This window comes from Paraburkholderia fungorum, assembly GCF_900099835.1.
Taxonomy (GTDB): domain Bacteria; phylum Pseudomonadota; class Gammaproteobacteria; order Burkholderiales; family Burkholderiaceae; genus Paraburkholderia; species Paraburkholderia fungorum_A.
The window spans coordinates 154,144-174,989 of the sequence record NZ_FNKP01000001.1; the positions used below are offsets into that span (position 1 = coordinate 154,144).

The 20,846-nt window shown below is 60.8% G+C and carries 20 protein-coding genes; 10 read left to right on the forward strand and 10 right to left on the reverse strand.

What is annotated here, in order from left to right; genetic code table 11:
- Window positions 1-55: 55 nt before the first annotated feature.
- The 5 genes from BLS41_RS00730 to flhD form a co-directional block, all read right to left on the reverse strand.
- Window positions 56-433, reverse strand: coding sequence for a response regulator (locus BLS41_RS00730; protein ID WP_074762487.1), 378 nt, complete (start codon window positions 431-433; stop codon window positions 56-58).
- 84 nt (window positions 434-517) lie between these two features.
- Window positions 518-1,570 (reverse strand): flagellar motor protein MotB, encoded by a 1,053-nt coding sequence (gene motB / locus BLS41_RS00735; protein WP_074762488.1) that lies wholly within the window; start codon window positions 1,568-1,570, stop codon window positions 518-520.
- 21 nt (window positions 1,571-1,591) lie between these two features.
- Window positions 1,592-2,452 (reverse strand): flagellar motor stator protein MotA, encoded by an 861-nt coding sequence (gene motA, locus BLS41_RS00740; RefSeq protein WP_074762489.1) that lies wholly within the window; start codon window positions 2,450-2,452, stop codon window positions 1,592-1,594.
- A 233-nt stretch (window positions 2,453-2,685) separates the two neighbouring features.
- Entirely contained in the window at window positions 2,686-3,246 is a 561-nt protein-coding gene (gene flhC, locus BLS41_RS00745; protein ID WP_074762490.1) for a flagellar transcriptional regulator FlhC, read from the reverse strand.
- The gene (gene flhD, locus BLS41_RS00750; protein ID WP_074762491.1) at window positions 3,246-3,566 is read right to left on the reverse strand and encodes a flagellar transcriptional regulator FlhD; all 321 of its coding nucleotides are present in this window, start codon (window positions 3,564-3,566) and stop codon (window positions 3,246-3,248) included. Before flhD ends, flhC begins: the two co-directional genes overlap by 1 nt.
- 716 nt (window positions 3,567-4,282) lie before the next feature.
- On the opposite strand from flhD, the gene BLS41_RS00755 reads away from it, so the two are divergent.
- Complete coding sequence (locus BLS41_RS00755; protein ID WP_074762492.1) at window positions 4,283-5,347, forward strand: glycosyltransferase family 4 protein; 1,065 nt, start codon at window positions 4,283-4,285, stop codon at window positions 5,345-5,347.
- Between the two features lie 281 nt (window positions 5,348-5,628).
- On the opposite strand, the gene BLS41_RS00760 is transcribed toward BLS41_RS00755, so the two are convergent.
- Entirely contained in the window at window positions 5,629-5,931 is a 303-nt protein-coding gene (locus tag BLS41_RS00760) for an H-NS histone family protein (protein ID WP_074762493.1), read from the reverse strand.
- A 284-nt stretch (window positions 5,932-6,215) separates the two neighbouring features.
- Between BLS41_RS00760 and aqpZ the strand changes: the two genes are divergently transcribed.
- The 3 genes from aqpZ to BLS41_RS00775 all read left to right on the forward strand — a co-directional run bounded on the left by aqpZ (window position 6,216) and on the right by BLS41_RS00775 (window position 8,424).
- Complete coding sequence (aqpZ, locus tag BLS41_RS00765) at window positions 6,216-6,956, forward strand: aquaporin Z (protein ID WP_074762494.1); 741 nt, start codon at window positions 6,216-6,218, stop codon at window positions 6,954-6,956.
- Between the two features lie 178 nt (window positions 6,957-7,134).
- Complete coding sequence (locus BLS41_RS00770) at window positions 7,135-7,842, forward strand: histidine phosphatase family protein (RefSeq protein WP_074762495.1); 708 nt, start codon at window positions 7,135-7,137, stop codon at window positions 7,840-7,842.
- A 285-nt stretch (window positions 7,843-8,127) separates the two neighbouring features.
- A complete protein-coding gene (locus BLS41_RS00775) occupies window positions 8,128-8,424 on the forward strand; it encodes a PXPV repeat protein (RefSeq protein ID WP_074762496.1) in 297 nt (98 codons plus the stop codon).
- 90 nt (window positions 8,425-8,514) lie between these two features.
- On the opposite strand, the gene BLS41_RS00780 is transcribed toward BLS41_RS00775, so the two are convergent.
- Window positions 8,515-9,336 carry a Cof-type HAD-IIB family hydrolase gene (locus BLS41_RS00780; RefSeq protein WP_074762497.1) on the reverse strand — a complete coding sequence of 274 codons (822 nt, stop codon included), beginning with the start codon at window positions 9,334-9,336 and terminating at the stop codon, window positions 8,515-8,517.
- Between the two features lie 109 nt (window positions 9,337-9,445).
- A complete protein-coding gene (locus BLS41_RS00785) occupies window positions 9,446-10,327 on the reverse strand; it encodes a glucosamine kinase nucleotide-binding domain-containing protein (RefSeq protein WP_074762498.1) in 882 nt (293 codons plus the stop codon).
- A gap of 140 nt (window positions 10,328-10,467) precedes the next feature.
- Between BLS41_RS00785 and BLS41_RS00790 the strand changes: the two genes are divergently transcribed.
- The gene (locus tag BLS41_RS00790; RefSeq protein WP_074762499.1) at window positions 10,468-11,067 is read left to right on the forward strand and encodes a DNA-3-methyladenine glycosylase I; all 600 of its coding nucleotides are present in this window, start codon (window positions 10,468-10,470) and stop codon (window positions 11,065-11,067) included.
- Between the two features lie 398 nt (window positions 11,068-11,465).
- The gene (locus BLS41_RS00795) at window positions 11,466-11,891 is read left to right on the forward strand and encodes a hypothetical protein (RefSeq protein WP_074762500.1); all 426 of its coding nucleotides are present in this window, start codon (window positions 11,466-11,468) and stop codon (window positions 11,889-11,891) included.
- A 209-nt stretch (window positions 11,892-12,100) separates the two neighbouring features.
- On the opposite strand, the gene rpsU is transcribed toward BLS41_RS00795, so the two are convergent.
- Both rpsU and BLS41_RS00805 read right to left on the reverse strand, forming a co-directional pair.
- Complete coding sequence (gene rpsU, locus BLS41_RS00800) at window positions 12,101-12,313, reverse strand: 30S ribosomal protein S21 (RefSeq protein WP_006050883.1); 213 nt, start codon at window positions 12,311-12,313, stop codon at window positions 12,101-12,103.
- A gap of 372 nt (window positions 12,314-12,685) precedes the next feature.
- Window positions 12,686-13,627: an aldo/keto reductase gene (locus tag BLS41_RS00805; RefSeq protein ID WP_074762501.1), complete on the reverse strand. Its 942-nt coding sequence runs from the start codon at window positions 13,625-13,627 to the stop codon at window positions 12,686-12,688.
- A 303-nt stretch (window positions 13,628-13,930) separates the two neighbouring features.
- Between BLS41_RS00805 and BLS41_RS00810 the strand changes: the two genes are divergently transcribed.
- From BLS41_RS00810 to BLS41_RS00830, 4 genes are all read left to right on the forward strand, one after another.
- Window positions 13,931-15,364: a flagellin N-terminal helical domain-containing protein gene (locus tag BLS41_RS00810; protein ID WP_074762502.1), complete on the forward strand. Its 1,434-nt coding sequence runs from the start codon at window positions 13,931-13,933 to the stop codon at window positions 15,362-15,364.
- 160 nt (window positions 15,365-15,524) lie between these two features.
- Window positions 15,525-17,099, forward strand: a complete 1,575-nt coding sequence (gene fliD, locus BLS41_RS00815; protein WP_074762503.1) for a flagellar filament capping protein FliD — start codon at window positions 15,525-15,527, stop codon at window positions 17,097-17,099.
- A gap of 24 nt (window positions 17,100-17,123) precedes the next feature.
- Entirely contained in the window at window positions 17,124-17,447 is a 324-nt protein-coding gene (gene fliT / locus BLS41_RS00820) for a flagellar protein FliT (protein WP_074762504.1), read from the forward strand.
- Window positions 17,448-17,910: 463 nt separating this feature from the next.
- Window positions 17,911-20,814, forward strand: a complete 2,904-nt coding sequence (locus BLS41_RS00830; RefSeq protein WP_083379916.1) for an O-linked N-acetylglucosamine transferase family protein — start codon at window positions 17,911-17,913, stop codon at window positions 20,812-20,814.
- Window positions 20,815-20,846: the final 32 nt, after the last annotated feature.

The following is a 20,846-nucleotide window of genomic DNA, read 5'->3' on the forward strand; positions in this document are numbered from 1 at the left end:
TTGGGGCCGCCGCGCCGGGTGCTTCGATAGTTTCTTTAACGTGTCCGGGAGTGGCTTAGGCGAGGTCCGGCTCAGCCAGCGCCGCCACGAGTTCGGTCAGCATGTCGGGGTCGAGCGGCTTTTCGATCCAGCCGGTCGCGCCCGCCGCACGTGCCGCTTCCTTGAACGGCTCGCCCGATTCCGTCGTGAGGACGAGGATGGGCGTCGCCTGATAAGCCGGATTGCCGCGCAACGCAGCGATCAGATCGAGACCGGTCTTGCCCGGCATGTGCTGGTCCGTCAACACGAGGTCGAACGACATGGCGAGCGCGTTTTCGAGCCCTTCGTTGCCGTCCGCCGCGAGCGTCACTTCGTAGCCGGCCGTCGTCAGCGTTGCGGCAAGGATCTGCCGCATCGATGCCGAATCGTCGATTGCCAGAATGTGCCTGATCATGAAAACCTCTCGCTGCACTTACGCTATGAATCGCCGGACTGTCCGCGCCAGCGGGCGCGCGACTCGCCTGGCGATCGCTGTCTGTTACTGGGCCGCTGCCGCGGGTGCTGCTGGTGCTGCTGGTGCCGCAGGTGCTTTTGCTGGCCCCAGAAGCGGCGGCATCGGTGCCGCCGTTACCGGCGGCGCAATTTTTTGCAGCAACGGCTTGGAGCCGGCTGCGTCGTCGGACAAGGTGGTCGTGGTGGAGTCGTCGTGATTCAACGAGTCCTCCGACCTCTTGTTCAACACGATGATGCTGATGCGGCGGTTCTCCGGGTCCATCGGGTCCGCCTTGTTCAGGTTCTGCGTCGACGCGAGACCGAGCACGCGCATCACCTTCGCTTCGTCCATGCCGCCTGCGATCAGCTCGCGACGCGACGCATTCGCGCGGTCAGCGGACAGTTCCCAGTTGCTGTAACCCTTCTCGCCGCCCGCGTACTGCGCGGCGTCGGTGTGTCCCTGCACGATGATGCGGTTCGGCACATCGTTCAGCGTGTGGCCGATTTCGCGCAGGATGTCGCGCATATACGGTTCCACTTCGTCTTTCGCGGTCGCGAACATCGGCCGCTTCTGCGAGTCGACGATCTCGATGCGCAGCCCGGTCAGCGTCGAATCGATGCGGATCTGCTGCTTGAACTGGCGCAATACCGGGTTCGCTTCGATCGCGGCCATCAGCTTGACCTGCAGGTCGTGCAGACGAACCTGTTCGCGACGCTCCAGCTCGCCCTGCAACTGCTTCTGCGCTTCTTCGTTGTTATGCGATACGGTTTGCTCGGCGCGGCTGCTGCTGCCGTCGGTGGAGCGCGTCACGCCTTGCGCGTCGGTCGAAATATCGCGGCCGCCGCCTTTCAGGATGCTCGAATCTTCGGCGCTGCGATCGCCACCCCAGAGCGTGATCTTCAACGGCTGGTTGAAGTAATCGGCGATGCCCTTCAACTGCACCGTGGATGCCGAACTCAGCAGCCACATCAGCAGGAAGAACGCCATCATCGCGGTCATGAAGTCCGCGTACGCGAGCTTCCACGCACCGCCGTGATGCCCGGCTTTCTTGGGCGCGGCGCGCTTGACGACAATGGCGCGGTCTTTGTCCTTGCTCATCGATTCGGTTCCCGGCGCCCTTTACTTGGCCTTCACGCGGCGCACGTGCTCTTCCAGCTCGGCGAACGACGGACGCTCGGTCGAGAACAGCACCTTGCGGCCGAATTCGACGGCGATTGCCGGTGCGTAGCCGTTCAGGCTCGCGAGAATCGTCACCTTGATGCACTGGAACATCTTGGTCGACTCGGTCACGCGCTGTTCGGCGACGCTCGCGAGCGGCCCGATCAGCCCGTACGAAAGCAGAATGCCGAGAAAGGTGCCGACCAGCGCCTGCGCGATCATTTCGCCGAGCACGGCGGGCGGTTTGTCGGCGGAGGCCATGGTGTGCACCACGCCCATCACCGCAGCCACGATGCCGAACGCGGGCATCGCGTCGCCGACCTTGTTCAGCGCATGCGCCGGGGCTTCGCCTTCTGTGTGATGCGTTTCGATTTCCTCGTCCATCAGGCTTTCGATTTCGAACGCATTCATGTTGCCGCCCACCATCAGCCGCAGGTAGTCGGTCAGGAATTCGATGATGTGATGGTCGGCAAGAATCTTCGGGTACTGGGTGAAGATCGGACTCTTCGACGGATCGTCGATGTCCGCTTCCAGCGTCAGCGTGCCTTCCTTGCGCGCCTTGGCCAGCAGGACGTAGAGGAGCGCCATCAGCTCCATGTAGACGTCCTTGTTGTACTTCGCGCCCTTGAAGAGGGTCGGAATGACGCGCAGCGTCGCCTTGATCGTCTTCATTCCGTTACCGAGAATGAACGCGCCAACGCCAGCGCCGGCGATCATCAGCACTTCAACGGGCTGCATCAGCGCGCCAAGATGGCCGCCTTCCAGCGCGTAACCGCCGAAAACGGACAAAAGCGTCACGAGTGTTCCCACGAAAACTAGCACTGCCGAGCCCTCACAAAGAAGCGACGGTCACCGTCGTTAATTGGTTTACGGCAACGGAACAGAAAACTTTGACGGAAAAGCGGCTGAGCGCTGCGGTGTAAACCAGAGGGGGCGTCACACGCCGCCCGACACGGACGGCGTGGCTGCCGGTGGCGCCCCGTGCCGCGCCTTGGCTGGCGGGCCGGGCGGACCGCGCTGGCAGAGCGGCCGGTTCGCCGCCGGATGCGTACAGCTCAGACGGCGAGCGCGGCAAGGCTTTCGCGGGCGCGGGCGTCGGCGAATTTCTTTGTCTTACCTGCGCGCGAAGGCGGCTGGCACAGCCCGCAGACGAAGTTGTGCTGCGGATCGTGAGCGTGCGCGACAAAATGCCCACGACAACGGCAGCAGGAGGTCATCTGCAACATCCCGGAATCGAAGAAGCGCACCAGCGTCCACGCGCGCGTGAGGCTGAGCACGGGCTCGTCGTCGTGCAGGCTGACATGCTCAAGATAGAGCCGGTAGCTTTTGACGATCGACTGGATCGTCTTGCAGCCGCCGTGGTCCGCCATGAAACGGTAGATGTTGTAGAACAGCGATGAGTGAAAGTTCGGCTGCCAGGTCATGAACCAGTCAGTCGAAAACGGCAGCATGCCCTTGGGCGGCGACACCCCTTTCAGTTCCTTGTACAGCTTGATGAGCCGGTCGCGGGACAGACTGGTTTCCGCTTCCAGCAATTGCAGACGCGCGCCAAGCTCGATCAGCTCAATGGCTAGCGTGATTTCCTTGACTTCGAGAACAACACTTTTGTAGGCCATCAGCCGAGTTGCTCGACGGGTTGGCCGGCCATCAGGATCGCGGAATGCGCCTGAGCCACGGCCGCCGATTTGCCTTTGTCGGCCAGCGCGGACAGCACCGCGTGGTCGTCGAAACGGAAACGGCACAGCACCTGATTGGACGCCGCCAGCTTCACGGTCTGCGCCAACGACAGATTGGCGAGCACATCGGCTAGCTGGTCCGAAATCCCCATGCGAAACATGCCCATAGGCTTGTCTTCGCGCAGCAGACGCTGCGCAAGCAGGAGATAAGACAGGTTGACTTCTCTGATCTCACTGAGCATATCGCTATTCGCGCTCATGATTCCCCCGGGGTGTGTCTGGCTGGTTAATGCCGTGTAAGGAAACGTTTGCCTGAGCGCGCGCACTTCATCCGCACGAATCGGCTCGTTTCTGTGTTGCCAACATTGTGTCTAAATGTAACTGCGACGAAAATCGGACAGACACCCAGCCTGTTTGACGGATAAATCCGTCATTCGTGTAGGAATTTTTCCTACAAAGACGAGCCTGAGGGGATGCAAATTCGGAAGAGGTAGCGCGCAGCGGGTGATTCACGATGCGCTTTGGGTGCCTGGTTCGGCTAGAAGTGAACCAGTTGGTGAGTTTCGATAACTCGCGACCCGCACCTTGCAGAGGTGAAAAAGAATTATAAAAGCTTTTCACTCTGCTGCAATGAAGCCCCTTTAGGCGTCATGCTCGGTCTACCAGGCCCGGCGATTGCTGGGGCTCTGCACGGTTATCAGCGTTTGTTTATCTGCGAAATGATCGCTCCCGATTATCGGGACGGCCTCCCAGATGAGCTGTAACCGACCATGTTTCGCGCTGTAACAACGTTAAGCGTTTGAAAAATAACTCGAATTGGCGCGGCCGATCCCGATAATGAAGCTAAGGGATTACCCGATGCAGGATTCGGAGCACCCCCGGGCGGCGGCTTACCGCGCCCAACCGTCCGTTAGGCATTCGCTCCTCCGCTCTAGTCGAGCGCGTCCCGCGATGCCGTTTGAATTGGAGAAAACGCATGCGAATCGCACAAATTGCGCCCCTGTATGAAGCCGTCCCGCCGAAACTCTATGGTGGCACCGAACGCGTCGTGTCGTATCTGACCGAGGCGCTAGTCGATCTCGGCCATGATGTCACGCTGTTTGCCAGCGGCGACTCGGTTACGTCCGCGAATCTCGACGCTTGCTGGCCGCGTGCGCTGCGTCTCGATCCGACGATCCGCGACGCATTGGCGCCGCACGTCCTGATGATGGAAAAGGTGCGCAAGGTCGCGCATGAATTCGACGTGCTGCATTTTCACCTCGACTACATGCCGTTCCCGCTGTTCACGACGATGGACACGCCGTTCGTGACGACGCTGCACGGCCGTCTCGATCTGCCGGAATTGCAACCGGTGTTCGATGCGTTTTCAAACGTTCCGGTGGTGTCGATTTCGGATTCGCAACGTTTGCCGTTGCCGCAGGCGAACTGGCTCAACACGATCTATCACGGTCTGCCGGAGCAGTTGCTGACGCCGCAAACGCACAAGAAACCGGAATATCTGGCTTTCCTCGGCCGCATTTGCCCCGAAAAGCGCGTCGATACAGCTATCAAGATCGCTGCACAAAGCGGTTTGCCGCTGAAGATCGCCGCCAAGGTGGACAAGGTCGACCAGGAATATTTCAAACGCGAAATCGAACCGCTGCTGTCGATGGCGCACGTGGAGTTCGTCGGCGAGATCAACGAAGCGCAGAAGCCCGAGTTCCTGTCGGGTGCGAAGGCGCTGCTGTTCCCGATCGACTGGTCGGAGCCGTTTGGCCTCGTGATGATCGAGTCGATGGCTTGCGGCACGCCGGTTATCGCGTTCAACCGCGGTTCGGTGCCGGAAGTGATCGACCACGGCGTGACGGGCTACATCGTCGAAGATGTGCAAGGTGCGGTCGCCGCGCTGCAACGTCTGGATGAACTGTCGCGCACCGAAATTCGCGCGCAATTCGAACGCCGCTTCAGCTCGAAGACGATGGCGCAAAACTATGTCGATGGTTATTCGGCGTTGATTGAAGCAACGCGCCGCCCGGTATTGCGCCAGGTTGCCGTCGGCTAACAAGACGGAATAAAGCGGTTGATGCCTTTTTGCGATCAACCGCTTTAAGCAGTTAGCTGCCGCATACACCGCGCATTCCGATTTTGCGATGAATGAGATGTTAGCTGACAAGTGAATCGTTTGCGCAAGCAGGAAATCAGACTTGTCTGCCGGTTTCTGTAGAAAAAGCCGCCTCATAGGGCGGCTTTTTTATTGATGGGATGGATGCACTGCGATCATCGATTAGCGCATCGCGAATAAGACAAACCTTCAATTCGCTTTCGCGAAAGTTGATAGCCGAATCAAGCTGCACCAATCAGAAAGCGTTCGCGATTCTTACCGGCAATCCACTTGGGTGGCTTACCGCGCCCGCTCCACGTATTTCCCGATTTGGGATCCTGGTATTTTGCCGGCAGCGGAGCCTTCTTGGGCGGGCGTCCGCGCTTGGCCGCGACTGCAAAACCGAGGTCTTGTGCAGTTAGACCGTATTCAGCGATCTTTTGGCGGATGTCGGCGACTACATTGTCAATTTCAGTACGCCGTGCATCTTCTGCTTGTGCCTGCAATTTGGCGATCTGCGCCTTGAGGTCTGCATATTGAGACATTCGGTTCTCCCCTTTTTAGAACTGATTCGATCGCAGACTAACTGCAATTATAAAAATTCGCAATGGACAATAATACCGATTTAGCGAGATATCCTCTGATAATTATTAAGCCGCGCTGAATCGTAAAGCAGCGTTTTATCTCGAAATAATCGGTAAAGCGCACTCCGCATTGACAATTCTTGACACTGGATTTCCCGGACTTTCCCTAGAATGCGCGCTCAAGACATGCACCACTGTTGCGCTGTGCGTGTTTCCAGAAGCAACACTTTTTAGGAATACCAATCATGCCGTTGTCAAAACGTCTGGTCGCTGAACTATTCGGTACTTTCTGGCTGGTGCTCGGAGGCTGCGGTAGCGCCGTGCTCGCCGCCAATTTCGCGGGTCCGGTTCACGGTCTCGGCATCGGCTTCGTGGGCGTGTCGCTCGCGTTCGGCCTGACCGTGCTGACCATGGCTTTCGCGATCGGCCACATTTCGGGCTGTCACCTGAATCCGGCGGTGAGCGTCGGCCTGACCGTCGCTGGCCGCTTCCCGGCTCGCGACCTGCCGCCGTACATCGTGGCGCAGGTAGTCGGTGCAGTACTGGGCGCGTTCGTGCTGTCGGTCATCGCGTCGGGCCAGCCGGGCTTCGATCTCGTGACGAGCGGCTTTGCCAGCAACGGTTACGGCGATCGCTCGCCGGGCCACTACTCGCTCGCCGCCGCGTTTGTTTGCGAAGTGGTGATGACCGGCTTCTTCCTGTTCGTCATTCTCGGCGCGACCGACAAGCGCGCGCCGGCCGGTTTCGCGCCGATCGCCATCGGGCTGTGCCTGACCTTGATCCACTTGATTTCGATTCCGGTCACCAACACGTCGGTCAATCCGGCGCGCTCGACCGGCCCCGCGCTCTTCGTCGGCGGCGCAGCGGTGGATCAGCTGTGGTTGTTCTGGGTCGCGCCGATCATTGGTGCCGTGATCGCGGGCGTGCTGTATCCGCTAATTGCGGAGAGCCGCAGCGGTAATTCGCAAAAGCTCGCTCTCGATTGATTCGCAATTGCGCATTCAAAGGCAATGCGAAGTTAATTCAGCGGTAATTTAAAGCGGGCGCTACGGCGCCCGCTTTGTTTTGGTGCAAAACTGCGCGCGATGCCGGTCAATCCGGCAATGCGTATATGGCCCCGCTGCTAGAATCGGGCGACTTTCCAAGCTCGCATAGGTGCTACCGATGAATCGTTTCCGCGGATTGCTGCATGGCCTCCTACTCTCCGTCGGCGGCTTGTGTGCGGGCTCGCTTGCCCTCTCCGCCGCTCCCGCCAACGCTGCGGATAGCAATACCGAAACGATCGTCTTCGTGCGACACGGCGAAAAACCTGCGCAAGGTTACGGCCAGCTCAACTGCCAGGGGCTCAACCGGGCGCTGGCTTTGCCTGCGGTGATTGCAGCCAAATTCGGCAAACCCGATCTGATTTATGCGCCCGATCCGGGTCAGCAAAAGGACGATAGCGGCCATCCTTATTACTACATTCGTCCGCTGGCGACGATCGAGCCGACCGCCATTCAATTCCAGATGCCCGTGCAAACGCCCTACGGTTTTGCGCAGATCGACCAGTTAGGGACGGCGCTCGTTAATCCGGCGAACCGCAACAAGCTGATCGTCGTGGCCTGGGAGCACAAGCTGATCGTGAAACTATTGCGGCAGATGCTGGCCGCTCATGGCGGCAACGCCGCCGACGTGCCGAAATGGCAGAGCGACGACTTCGACAGTATCTATATCGTCAAGCTCGACTGGCAAAACGGCACTGCGCGGGCGAGCTTCAAACATGACCAGCAGGGATTGAACGGTCGCGCGACGGATTGCCCCTGCGCTGCTCTGCCGGGCGCATCGGCGGTGGGATCGGCTGAATCAGCGGCTTCTGCGAGTGCGGCGCATTAATTGGGTAATACAGATGTAAGCCGGAATTACGCGCACTGCAGCGTAAATCGCGCCAAATTCGGCTCCGCCCGTTATTTGAATTGAGTTAATCAGTCGCAAACGCTTATTAGACGCGGCTTGTAGCCAGCCTCATGCGATTCCCGGCTCATTTCGGCCACGCTTCATCAGCCTTTCAAATCCTGCGACGATGCTTGCAGTCCGTAACATCTCGTCGCAGTCCCCATCCGGCTGAGTGCGTACATTGGTCCTGTGCGACAAACATACGTCGCCTCACAGGAGAACAACATGAAACGCATCGTCACTCATTTGCTGGTTGCTGCCGGACTCGCTGCGGGCGCATGCGGTGTCGCGCAAGCCCACACGGATCTGAATATCGGACTGTCGCTCGGCGCACCGGTTTATGCACAGCCGGCGCGCGTCTACGCGGCGCCGGAGCCCGTGTACTACGGGGGTTGGGATCATCGTTACGACCATCGCGACTATTATCGCGGCGACCATCGGTATGACCGTGGCTGGAACCACGACGACCATCGCGGCGGACGCGATGATCACGGCGATCGCCGTGGTGGGTGGCACGGTTAATCGCGCTTCTGAATCCAACATGTGATTCAACTTGCGCAGCCGCACCGGCCCGCTTCCACTACCGTGGAAACGGGCCGGTTGCATTCTGGATCAGGACGTTAGTTCGTCGTCGAGCGAAAACAGCTTGCGCAGATGATGCGCGACGCCCGCTTCGAAGTTGTTGCCGATACGCGGCACGTTCGGCAGACGCTTGATGAGGTCGGGATTGGCGTTGTTCATCATGAACGGATGCCCCGCCGTTTCCAGTAGATCGATGTCGTTCATGTTGTCGCCGAAAGCCACGCATTGTGACGCATCGAAGCCAAGACGCTCGAGCACGATCTGCAGCGCGCGGCCTTTCGAGACGTTCGCCGTCATCACTTCGAGGCAGTCCGGAAGCGAGTAGGTCACGTACAACGCGTCGCCGAATTCGCGTTCGAGATTTTCGGCGACTTGCGCGAGATCGGCCGGGTCGCCGATGTACAGCACCTTCGCGATGTCGACGCCGTCGTGTTTCGGCAAATCGGCGACTTCGTATGTAAAGCCCGAATCCTGGTGAAATTTCAGCAATTCAGGCGCATGGCGGTCGATCAGCCACGCCTGATCGGCGAACAGATTGACGATCACGCGGCCATGCGTGCCGACGATTTCCGGTTGCACCAGTTTCTTGACGATGGCCGGCGGCAGATCGTCGGCGTGAATCACGGTGTTGTCCGGCGCGTGAATACGCGCGCCGTTGGACGTAATCAGATACGGACTGATGCCCAGAACGTCGCGAATACCGGCGACATCGCAATAGTGACGCCCGGTTGCGATCACGAACCGCAGGCCGTCGCTTTCCAGTTTGCGCACGGTGGCGATTGTGAACGGATCTACCTGGTGATCCGCGTTGAGCAGCGTGCCGTCGAGATCCGTGGCGATGACTTTGTACATGGTATGAGCAACCCGGCAGCGTCAAATTGCGTATTTTACCGTTGCCGGTCGTGTCTGCTGGATTGCGATTGGGGCCGCCGCACGCAGTCGCGATCGCAGTCAGCCGCCCTCAGCTCGCGAGGCGTGCTGCTTCGCGTTGGGCCAACCGCAATCCACCGTGCGCCGAATCGGCAAGAGGTTCACGCAACCGCGCCTGATAGATTTGTGGCACGTATTCGCGCAACGGCGCGCCGAGGCCGCCGCACAACGCGACCGGCAGCGTTCCCGACGGATCGAGCGCGGCGATCATCTTGCCGATTTCGGCCCCCGCCTCGCCCAGCAACCGCGCGGCAAACGGATGCGCGCGGTGCTCCACGGCAATGCGCGCAAGGCTTGCATAAGCGGTCTGATTGGCCGCGCAAAGCCAGACGACGAGGCTATCGAGATCATGTGCGCCGATGTGTGCGAGGAGCGCCTGAGCAAGCTCGTCGTTGGGACCGCGTCCGTCGAGCGCGTGCTGCGCATACACGATCACCCGCAGCCCGAGCCACGCGCCGCTCGCTTCGTCGCCCGATGGGAACCCGTAGCCGCTAACCGTGCGGCACTCGCCATTTGCGTCGAGAACGGCCGCCACGCTGCCCGTACCCAACGCGACGATCACACCAGGTTCGCCGCCGTGCGCGCCCAGCAACGTGGTGAAGGAGTCCTGCTCCACGGCGAGTCCTGCCAACTTGGGCGCGCTCGCGTGAAATCCGGCGAGCCAGTCCCGATTGTTGGCGCCCGCCAGTCCGCAACCAAGCACGCAGCGCGACCAGTCGAGCGCCAGGCCGGCCCGTGCGAACGCATCGACACAGCCGGCCTCGATGGATTGCCACGCCCGCTCGATACCGAGGCCCAGCCCCGACGGCCCGCTAGCGGCCTGCGAGAGTTCACGGCCGTGCGCGTCGCCGAGGACCACGCGGGTGCCGGTGCCACCGCCATCAATGCCGATCAGAAAGAAGTCGTTGTTCATCGAATCGAGTGAGTTTTGTGAGTGAATAGCGCATAGCGTGGCAGGTCATTTTCAATCCTGCAATTGGCCGAATGGCTGACTTGCGGCGCACGCGGCTTCAGCTATGCTGGCGAGCGACATGACTACGCGGGAGCGCGACAGTGACACAGCAGCGATGCAACTGGGTATCGAGCGAAGCGCTCGCACAGTATCACGACGAAGAATGGGGTGTCCCCTCGCGCGACGATCAGCACCTGTTCGAAATGCTCGTGCTGGAGGGCGCGCAGGCGGGCCTGTCATGGTCGACGATTCTCAACAAGCGGGCCGGCTATCGCCGCGCTTTTGCCGATTTCGACATCGACAAGGTCGCGCGTTTTACGCCGAAACACGTCGATGCGCTGGTGGCGGACGAGAGCATCGTGCGTCACCGGGGCAAGATCGAAGCGGCCATCAACAACGCGCGCGCCGTGCAGCAAATTCAGGCCGAACACGGCTCGCTGGCCAATTTCATATGGTCTTTCGTCAACCAGACGCCGATTCAGAACGAATGGGCGTCATATAAGCACGCGCCGGCATCGACGGAAATTTCTGACGCGTTGAGCAAAGCGCTTAAGCGCTACGGCTGCAAGTTCGTGGGATCGACCATCTGCTACGCGTTCATGCAGGCGATCGGCATGGTGAACGATCACGAGACGACTTGCATGTGTCGCGCGCGATGCGTGGCACTGGGCAAGAAGGGACGCAATCGCAAGGCGGGTTGAATGGGCGCTGGAGCCGCGCCGCTTAGTGCCGCGTCTCTAACAAAAGCACGCTGCCCAGGGAAAATCCTGAACGCTGCGTTACTTAAATGACGGCTGCCCGATTCACAAGGCCAGGCGGTTGAATGCGAGTGTCGCTCCAGCACGGAACGCGGCTCGAAAATGCCGCGCGCCAAAGTCCTGCTGAGCTTCTCGTGCATTCAGGTCGTTATACATTTATGAGCGCATCAGATGCGACGCCCGTTGTCCCGCCAATGACGCAACGCTAAAACGCGCCAAACCCGGGAATTGAAGGCGTTTCACGGCGTTAGTCCGGGCATGACAAAACGACCCACGCCCGATACTGCTACTCATGCGCTCAAACAACGAATAACCGCTGCGGCAAGCACGGGAGACCAACCATGACAACACTCAACTTCCTGACGCATCAGGACATTTTCGATCAGGCCGTGAATCACCTGTTCGACCAGAAACGCGCCGCTCTGCTACCACGTGGCGGCGGAGCTTACCGCGGTTATTGCGGCGGCTGTCCGGTCGGCAATTTCATCAAGCCACGGGATTACATGACCGCGATGGAAGGCATCCCCGTGCGGTTTATCGGTAAAACGCCCATCGAAGTGCCCGCATATATGGATGTCGGCGTATCTGCGCTGAAAAAGGCGCTTTTGCGCGCGCGAATCAATGTGTACGACCCGACTACCGTGAACCTGCTCAGTTGCCTGCAAAACGTGCACGACGTATTCGGCACGTGGGAATGGCGCGAGCGTCTAGGCTCGATTGCGCGTCAATTTGGGTTGTCGGCTGAACGGTTGAAGAGCGCCGCTTGACGATTCGCGATGTGTGGTGACGTTAGACGTCGTCACACATCACTGCATTTATTGCCTATCGCCCGATAATTAGCGGCGAATGGCACCCAATTCCCCCATCTCTCCGACGCCCCTTACGCTCGGCACTCAAAAACGACCGCCCAAAAGCAAAACGGCGATGTGGCTTCTTTCGAAGCTCACACCGCCGTTCGGCGTACGGAAAAGCGTGCTTAGTGCAGCTTTTTCGGCAGCATCTGGCTGCGCAGGCGCTTGTGCAGACGCTTCACAGCAGCTGCCTTCTTACGCTTACGAGCCGTAGTCGGCTTTTCGTACGATTGACGCTCACGCAGTTCAGCGATCAGGCCATTCTTTTCGATTGCGCGACGAAAGCGGCGAATCGCCACTTCGAACGGCTCGTTTTCCTTCAGAAGAATCGTCGTCATGTAATTCCTAACTCAATCACTTGATACGGGTTAATTTGCGTGGCGGGAGTCCGCTCACGCGCCGGCCCTCCGGTCGTTTCAGTTCATGGCCAGTAACAGGCAAACGCGGGGAAACCCCGGCCAAACCACGAATGAAACGAGAGGCAAAGCGGCCACGGAGGCCGGAAAAGAGAGGTGGGGAGCTCACCGCGGAACGCGGACAGACGTACTTCAAAGCCGCGCCTGCTGCCGTTTCGCCAACCTTTCATCAATGCTTTTTCAACATGAAGACACACTGACGAAACAGGCAAAGATCTCAATTCACTCCCGATGATATCAGGAAACTCTCCATCGTACCAGGGGTTTACGGATTGCGCCAGGCCTCTCGCGCGATCAATTACTTGCTTCGTCCAGCTCGCGAATATCGTCGCCGGTCAGCATCAGGTGGACGGCGGCCGCGAGGCTTTTGAGCTGATCCACCGAGGTTGCGCTGGCAATCGGTGCCGTCACGCTGGGACGAGCGATCAGCCACGCAAGCGCGATCGTGGCCGGCGTGCTGCCGTGCCGTTCGGCGACACGATCGAGCGCGGCCAGAATGCGCAAACCGCGTTCGTTCAGATATTTCTCGACCCGGCTGCCGCGCGCCTTATTCGCCAGATCGGCCTGTGAACGATATTTGCCTGACAAAAACCCACTCGCGAGGCTGTAATACACGACCGCGCCCAGCTGGTTGGCGAGCACCACCGGTTCGATGTCGCGCTCGTATTCCGCGCGGTCGTACAGGTTGTACTCGGGTTGCACCAGCTGATATTCGGGGAGTCCGTGCTCGCGCGACACCGCCAGCGCCTCCTCGATGCGCGCGCCGCTATAGTTCGACGCGCCGATCACCCGCACTTTGCCCGCATCGACCAGCTTCTGATAAGCGCCGAGCGTCTCGGCCAGCGGCGTTTCAGTGTCGTCGTCGTGGGAAAAATAGACGTCGATGTAATCGGTTTGCAGGCGACGCAGCGAATCTTCAACGGCTGCCTGAATGTTCGCCGCCGACAAACCCTTGCGCTGCGGCAACTTCGACACCTTGGTCGCCAGCACGATCCTGTCGCGCTTGCCACTCTGCCGGAACCACTTGCCGATGATGGTCTCCGACTCGCCGCCCTGGTTGCCCGGCACCCAGGCCGAATAGACGTCGGCGGTATCGATGAAATCGAGTCCGGCATCGACGAACGCATCGAGAATCGAAAACGACGTGGCTTCGTCGGCAGTCCAGCCGAATACATTACCGCCGAACATCAACGGTGCGACCTGCAATTCAGAACGCCCAATCCTGCGTTTTTGCATGACTTCTCCGGGATCAATTACAAGAAAGACGAGAGAGCGAATGAGAATACGCCGTCTTTGAATTAGCTGCAGTGCGTCCGGCAATCAACTGTAATCCCGGGCTGTAACCCAGGCTACGCGCGGCTTTCAACCTCATTCGCGGCACCTTTCCCGCAAAACAATTGGGTCTCAATTGCATAAAGTCTCTCAAGTTTTTTTTAGGCGGGCCGACATCCTTCACTGAGGCGGCCAGCAATGAACATGTGCTTCCGCCGATGCCAACACTGGCAGGTTTAGGGCTAATGCCTCTACAGGAGAATTTTCATGCTTAGCATTAACAGTAATATCAGCTCGCTGACCGCTCAGGAAAACCTGAACAGCTCGGGCAGCGCACTCTCGCAAGCAATTACCCGCCTGTCGTCGGGCAAGCGCATCAACAGCGCGGCGGACGACGCAGCAGGCCTGGCCATCTCCACGACTCTGCAAACCGCGATCAACGGCCTGAACCAGGGCGTTTCGAACGCGAACGACGGCACGTCGATGGTGCAGACGGCCAGCACGGGTCTGAGCCAGATCACTGCCAGCCTGCAAACCATCCGTTCGCTGGCCAACCAGGCAGCCGGTGGTTCGCTGTCGGCAAGCAACCAGGCAGCACTGCAACAGGAAGTTGCACAGCAAGTCGCTGAAGTGAACCGCCTTGCATCGCAAACGACGTACAACGGTATCAACCTGCTGAACGGTTCGGCAGGCGTGGTCAACGTTCAGGTCGGCGCAAACGTCGGTCAAACCATCAGCCTCGACCTGAGCCAGGGAGTGTCGGCAGCGTCGCTGGGTTCGGGCGTTCCGCAAGCAGGCAACACGCTGGGCACGATCACCGGCCTCGACCTGAACTCGAACGGCACGGCAAACACGTCGGGCGGCACGGGCGCGATCACCCAGATCAACGTGCTGTCGGACGGTACGGGCGGCTTCACGTACACCGACCAGAACAACCAGGCTCTGTCGTCGGCCGCAACCAGCGCACTGTTCTCGACGACGTCGTCGGGCGGTGTCCAGTCGCTGTCGCTCAACGGCAGTACGACGGGTCTGGCTGTCACCAGCCAGGTCAGCGCGATCAACGCTGACTTCACGACCGGCGGCGGCTCGGCTGCTGCTGCAGGCACGGTGCTGGGCAAGATCTCGGACCTGAACATCGACCCGACGACTGGCTCGACGGCATCGGCAGGCACGCCGAACGCGATCACGTCGATCACGGTTGAAGCGGACGGCAACGGTGGCGTTCAGTACGTCGACCAGAACGGCAACTCGCTGACAAGCGCTGCATCGACCGCACTGTTCTCGTCGTCTTCGTCGGGTATCGCCCTGACGGCCGGCGCTAGCGCAGGCGGCCTGGCTTCGACGGTCGGCACGACGCTGTCGAGCATCAACACGAACAACGCACCGACCTCGGTCGCTGACGTGAACGTGAGCACGACTGCAGGCGCAAACCTGGCGATGGAAACCATCGACAACGCGCTGGCAACCATCAGCAACATCCAGGCAACGCTGGGCGCTGCGCAAAACCGTCTGACGGGTATCTCGACGTCGCAGCAAGCTGAGTCGACCGACTTGTCGAGCGCACAATCGCAGATCACCGACGCTGACTTCGCACAGGAAACCGCGAATCTGTCGAAGGCTCAAGTGCTGCAACAAGCTGGTATCTCGGTGTTGTCGCAAGCCAACTCGATGCCGCAACAAGTGCTGAAGCTCCTCCAGTAAGGTAGTCTTCGCCAGTCGGCGCGGATGACCCGTCACGCTTCACCGACGGTTCATCCGCGTACGCGTTTCACCGGGAGGCTCGGCCTCCCGCCACGCATACGGGCCCGGCGCGTTTTGACGCCAACAGTCGCGCTGCCCAGACTTTGTACGGAGCCATTCCATGTCGACCATTTCGACGTCCGCAAGCACCAGCAGTGCCGCAGCCGCCGCTGCGCAAGCCGCCGCCGCCGCCGCGTTGCAACAGGCGAGCCAGTCCATCATCAGCGGTTCGACGGGCTCGTCTCTGGATGTGTCGTCACTGGTCACGGCTCTGGTCAATTCGAAAATCGCCGGTCAGACAGCCACGCTGACGGCCAAAGCGACGACCGACAACACGCAGCTTTCCGCGATCGGCCAACTGTCGGCCTCGCTGTCCTCGCTGCAGGTCGGACTCGCACCGCTTTTCAACGGCTCGCTGCAAACCGCCTTCACCGCGACGGCAAGCGGCACCGGCCTCACGGCAACCGCAGCTTCGGGCGCGGTAGCCGGCACCTACTCCGTCAAGACGACGCAGATCGCGCAGGGGCAAAGCATCACGTCGGGCGCGTTCACGTCGGCTCAGACCGCCAGCATGGGCACCGGCACGCTGAACATCATGGTCGGCAGCAGCTCGATGACCCTCGCGGTCAACTCGACGAACAACACGTTGAGCGGCATCGCCGCGGCGATCAACAATTCCAGCACCAACCCGGGCGTTGCAGCCACGGTCGTGAACGGCGCGGACGGCGCCCACCTCGTGCTCAGCTCGACGACGACCGGCGCGGCCAATACGATCAACGTCAACGTGACCGGTGCGTCCACGGGCGCGGCGTTATCGAGCCTCTCCGTGCAGTCCGTCACGGGTAACGATTCGGACACGTCCACGTTCGCGTCCGCGGCCGACGGCACGACCACCTCGATCGGCGCATCGACGCTCGCCACCGGCAGCACGTGGACCCAAAGTTCGGCCGCGCAGGACGCGGTGTTCTCGCTGAACGGCACCATCGCCACCAGCTCGACGAACGCAGTGACCAGCGCGCTGGACGGCGTCACGATGAATCTGGCGTCGGCCTCGGCAGGCACGACGCAAACGCTGACTGTCGCTGCCGATACGGCGACGCAAGTCACCGACATCGAGAATTTCGTCAGCCAGTACAACGCGGTAGTGAGCACGATGACCTCGCTGACCTCGTTCGATTCGAGCGCGGCAGCCGGTTCGCAAGGCGGCCCGCTGCTCGGCGACTCGATGCTCGACGCGATCCAGAACGGGCTGGGCAACATTGTCAGCAGCGGCATCAAGGGCGCGGCGGCCGGCACGACGCTCGCTTCGCTCGGCATCACGCTCAACAGCGACGGCACGATGTCGGTCGACACCACCGCACTGACCGCCGCCGTGCAGTACAACCCGAACCAGGTCGCAGCCGTGTTCAACACGAGCACCGGGATCGCGGCGCAGTTGAACACCACCATCAGCGCGTACACGACCACGGGCGGCATCATCGATGTGCGCACCGACGCGATCACGACCGACCTGGACAGCATCAAGGACCAGTCGAACACGTTGACGGCGTACCAGGCGCAGCTCACGTCGCAGTACAACAACGAGTTCACTGCGCTGAACACGCTGATGGCGACCACCACCAGCAATTCGAACTATCTGACGCAGTTGTTCGGCGGCACGAACAGCTCGGGTTCGATGTCCGACAACAAGGCGTAGTAAAGCAGCAGAGGAGTCCGGAAAATGACTGAAGCACGCCCCGAAACGAATCAAACCCGACTTGTCGAGCAGGTGCTCGCGTTGACCGAGGAAATCGACCATGCTGCGCGCATCGCCGACTGGCAGCGGGCGGCCCTTCTTTCGGAACAGCGTTCGCCATTGCTAATGTCGTTTGCACCGGAGCAGTCACCCGAAGCACTGGCGCTGATCCGCCGGATTCAGGCTCTGGACGACGTCACGCTGCGGGAAGCGCGAACCGCACAGTCGGAACTCGCCAACGAATACCGCACCGCGATGGATCGCACCCGCGCCGCGAACAGTTACAACAGCGTCGCGTTGATGCGCTGAGCACACGCGCGCCGCTGCATGCCCGAGCACTCATAAGAAGAACCGGCCGGCCAGTCCGGCAACATGCTTCACCAGGCCCGCCTCGCGCGGGCTTTTTTTCGCCTCGCCGATTTTCGCGTCGCCTGTCCCGTCAAAGCCACCCTCTGAAATACGGGGCAATCCGGCCTCTACTCCGCCAATCGTCCGCGACGCGCGACCGTAGACTAATCACAGCGCATTGCGCCTGCGGGCCGCCCACTTTGGACTGTCTGGACGGTTTGCCTTGTCCGGCATCCGTCGGACTTCCTGCTGGCAGCGACTCACGCAGACGCGAATGCAAATACTCACGCACCACCCGGCGCCATAGCGAAAGCAACGGCACGCCGCTCCTGGCTTCGACCTCCACGCACGCTCAGGCCGACGCGGCAGGAACAAGCCCGGCAGACGCGCCGTTAAGCAACATCCCAAGGACCGAAGCGAATTCATGACTACCGATGCCGATCTGCAACAGGCTTTGACTCACCATCGCGCCAGGCGTCTGCCGGAAGCCGAACGACTGTATCGGGCGATCCTGCAGGCTCGCCCCGACCATCCGGAAGCGAATCACAACCTCGGCGTGATGGCCGTCCAGACCGGCCAGCCCGGCGCCGGGCTGCCGTTTTTTAAGGCAGCCGTCGAAGCCGCGCCGCAGCGTCCCGAGTTCTGGTCGCTCTATCTCGACGCGCTGATCATGACCGGCCGCGACGACGAGGCTCAGCAGGTAGCCGCACAGGGACGGCAGCGCGGATTGGCGTTGTATGCGGTGCAGGTCGAACCGGTCGATGCGCCAGCGCCGCTTCGCAGCGAACTCGATGCGCTCGCAGACGAATTCATCCAGACGATCGAGACGCTCGATAAACAGGGCTTGCACGCCGACGCGGAAAATCTCGCGCGTCAGATGACCGGCCTTCTGCCGGAACACGGCTATGGATGGAAAGCGCTGGCGTACGCGCATCTGCGACGCGGCGATCTGGCCGGTGCATTGCAGCCGCTCACGGAGGCGGCAACACGCGCGCCCGCAGATGCCGAGCTTGCCCGTCACCAGCGCGCGGCAAAGGCCATGCACGATGCGCTCGCGCTGGAGCAGCGCAACGAACTGCATCAGGCAGGCAAGCTTTTCCTGGAAGTCCATGCGCTTTATCCCGACCATCCCATGGTCAACCATCGGCTCGGCGTGATTTCGATCAGGCTGAACCAGTCGGGAGCCGCAGTGGACTATATGGAACGGGCACTCGGCGGCGATCCGAACAATTGCCAGTTCTGGGCCCACTACATCGATGCGCTCCTCCAGGCTGGCGAACTGAAGGCCGCGTGGATGGCGCTCGAGATGGGCCAGCAGCGCGGTTTGAGCGGACCGAATATCGACAAGCTGATCGGCGTCATGACGATGATGTCGACGCAAACCACCTTCATGGTGCCAAGACCGCTTAAAGACTCGGGCACCGAGCCTGCGGTCGACCAACCGAAGCCGTCAATCAGCGGAATACCGGCCACGGCCGCCCCGTCGAAGACCGCCGCCCCCGTTCGCAACGCCACAAAAGCTGGGCCGGCCACCGGCGAAATCGCCGCGCTTGTCGACCTGTACAACCGTGGACGCATCCACGAAAGCATCGCCGCCGCCCAAAAGCTCATCGACACTTACCCGTCGCACGGCTTTGGCTGGAAGTTGATGACCGTCTCGCTGCATAACCTCGGCCGCTATGACGAGGCGATGGAATACTGCGCGAGGGCTCGCGAACTTTTCCCGAACGACGTCGAATTGCTGCAAGTGTCCGCCAGCATTCTTGAAGCAGGTGGTCATCACGAGAAAGCCGAAACTGATTGCCGCCGGATGCTCGAACTCAGCCCGGATCATCCGGAAGGCTTGCGAATTCTCAGTATCGTGCTGATCTCGATGGGAAAGCTGGAAGAGGCCGAACGCGTTTCCCTGCGCGCGATCGAGGTCGCGCCGAACGCGGCGCTGCCGTACAGCGCGCTTGGCGTGACCTACATGAAGCAGGGCAATCTCGACAAAGCGGCCGCTACCTTCCGGCGCGCGATCGAACTCAACCCCAACGGCGATCTCGCATACAACAACCTCGCGTTCTGCATGACCCACAGCGAGAATGCCGACCCGGCGGAATTGTTCGCGACGCACCGCATGTTCGGCAAACAATTCGAAGCGCCTCTCAAGCCGCATTGGGCGCCGCATGACAATGTGAAAGATCCGGAGCGCCGTTTGCGCGTCGGCTTTATTTCCGGCGATTTCTGCCGTCACGCAGTGTCGAATTTCTTCGAACCCGTGCTGGAACATCTCGTTCGCGATCCCCGGATTTCGCTGCATGCCTTCTCGAACACGTCGACCGTCGACCAGGTCACGCAAAAAATGCGCGCGACCTTCGAACACTGGCATCCCGTATTCGGCATGAAAGAAGATGCGATCGCCCAACTGGTCCGCGACAACGAAATCGACATCCTGATCGATCTCGCGGGTCACACCGCGAATAACGGACTGCTCGCCATGGCGCGCAAGCCTGCGCCCATCCAGGCATCATGGATCGGCTACCCCGGCACGACGGGCCTGACCGCCGTCGACTATTTCCTCGCCGACCGCTACTGGGTGCCGTCCGAACAGTTTCGCGACCAGTTCACCGAGCAGATCGTCTATCTGCCCGCGCTCGCGCCGTTCAGCGCCGATCCGCTGTGTCCGCCGGTCAATCTGCTGCCCGCACAGAGCAAGGGTTACGTGACCTTCGGCAGCTTCAACCGGATGGACAAACTGCGTCGCGAAGTCATCGCGCTGTGGGCGCGTTTGCTGCGCGAGGTACCGAACTCCCGCATGCTGATAGGCGGCCTGCCCGCCGACGGCAGCCTCGGTGACCTCCCGGCCTGGTTCGCAGAAGAAGGCATCGCGCGCGAACGCCTCGACTTCCGTCCCCGCTCGAGTGTGCCGGTCTATCTGCAGCAGCATCACCACGTCGACATCTGCCTCGACACGTTCCCGTTTTCAGGCCTCACCACCGCATTGCATTCGCTGTGGATGGGTGTCCCGACACTGACGTTGCCGGGCAAGACCGTTCCTGGGCGCAGCGGCCTGACAGCCATGTCGCACGCCGGACTTGAAATGTTCATCGCGCAGGACAAGGACGATTTCGTCCGCCGGGGTGTCGCGCTGACGTCCGATATCGCTGCACTGGCCGCGCTGCGCGCAGGCATGCGCGAACGCTGCGAGCGCTCCGCGATGTTCCGTCCGGCGCAGATCGCCGAAGGCGTATCCGAAGCGCTGCGCGTGATGTGGCGCCGCTGGTGCGCGGGCTTGCCGGCAGAGTCGTTCGACGTGACGGAGATGGCAGCGCAGGAGGTAGCGTGACTCTGCAAGCAGCTACGCGGCCAACAACCCTA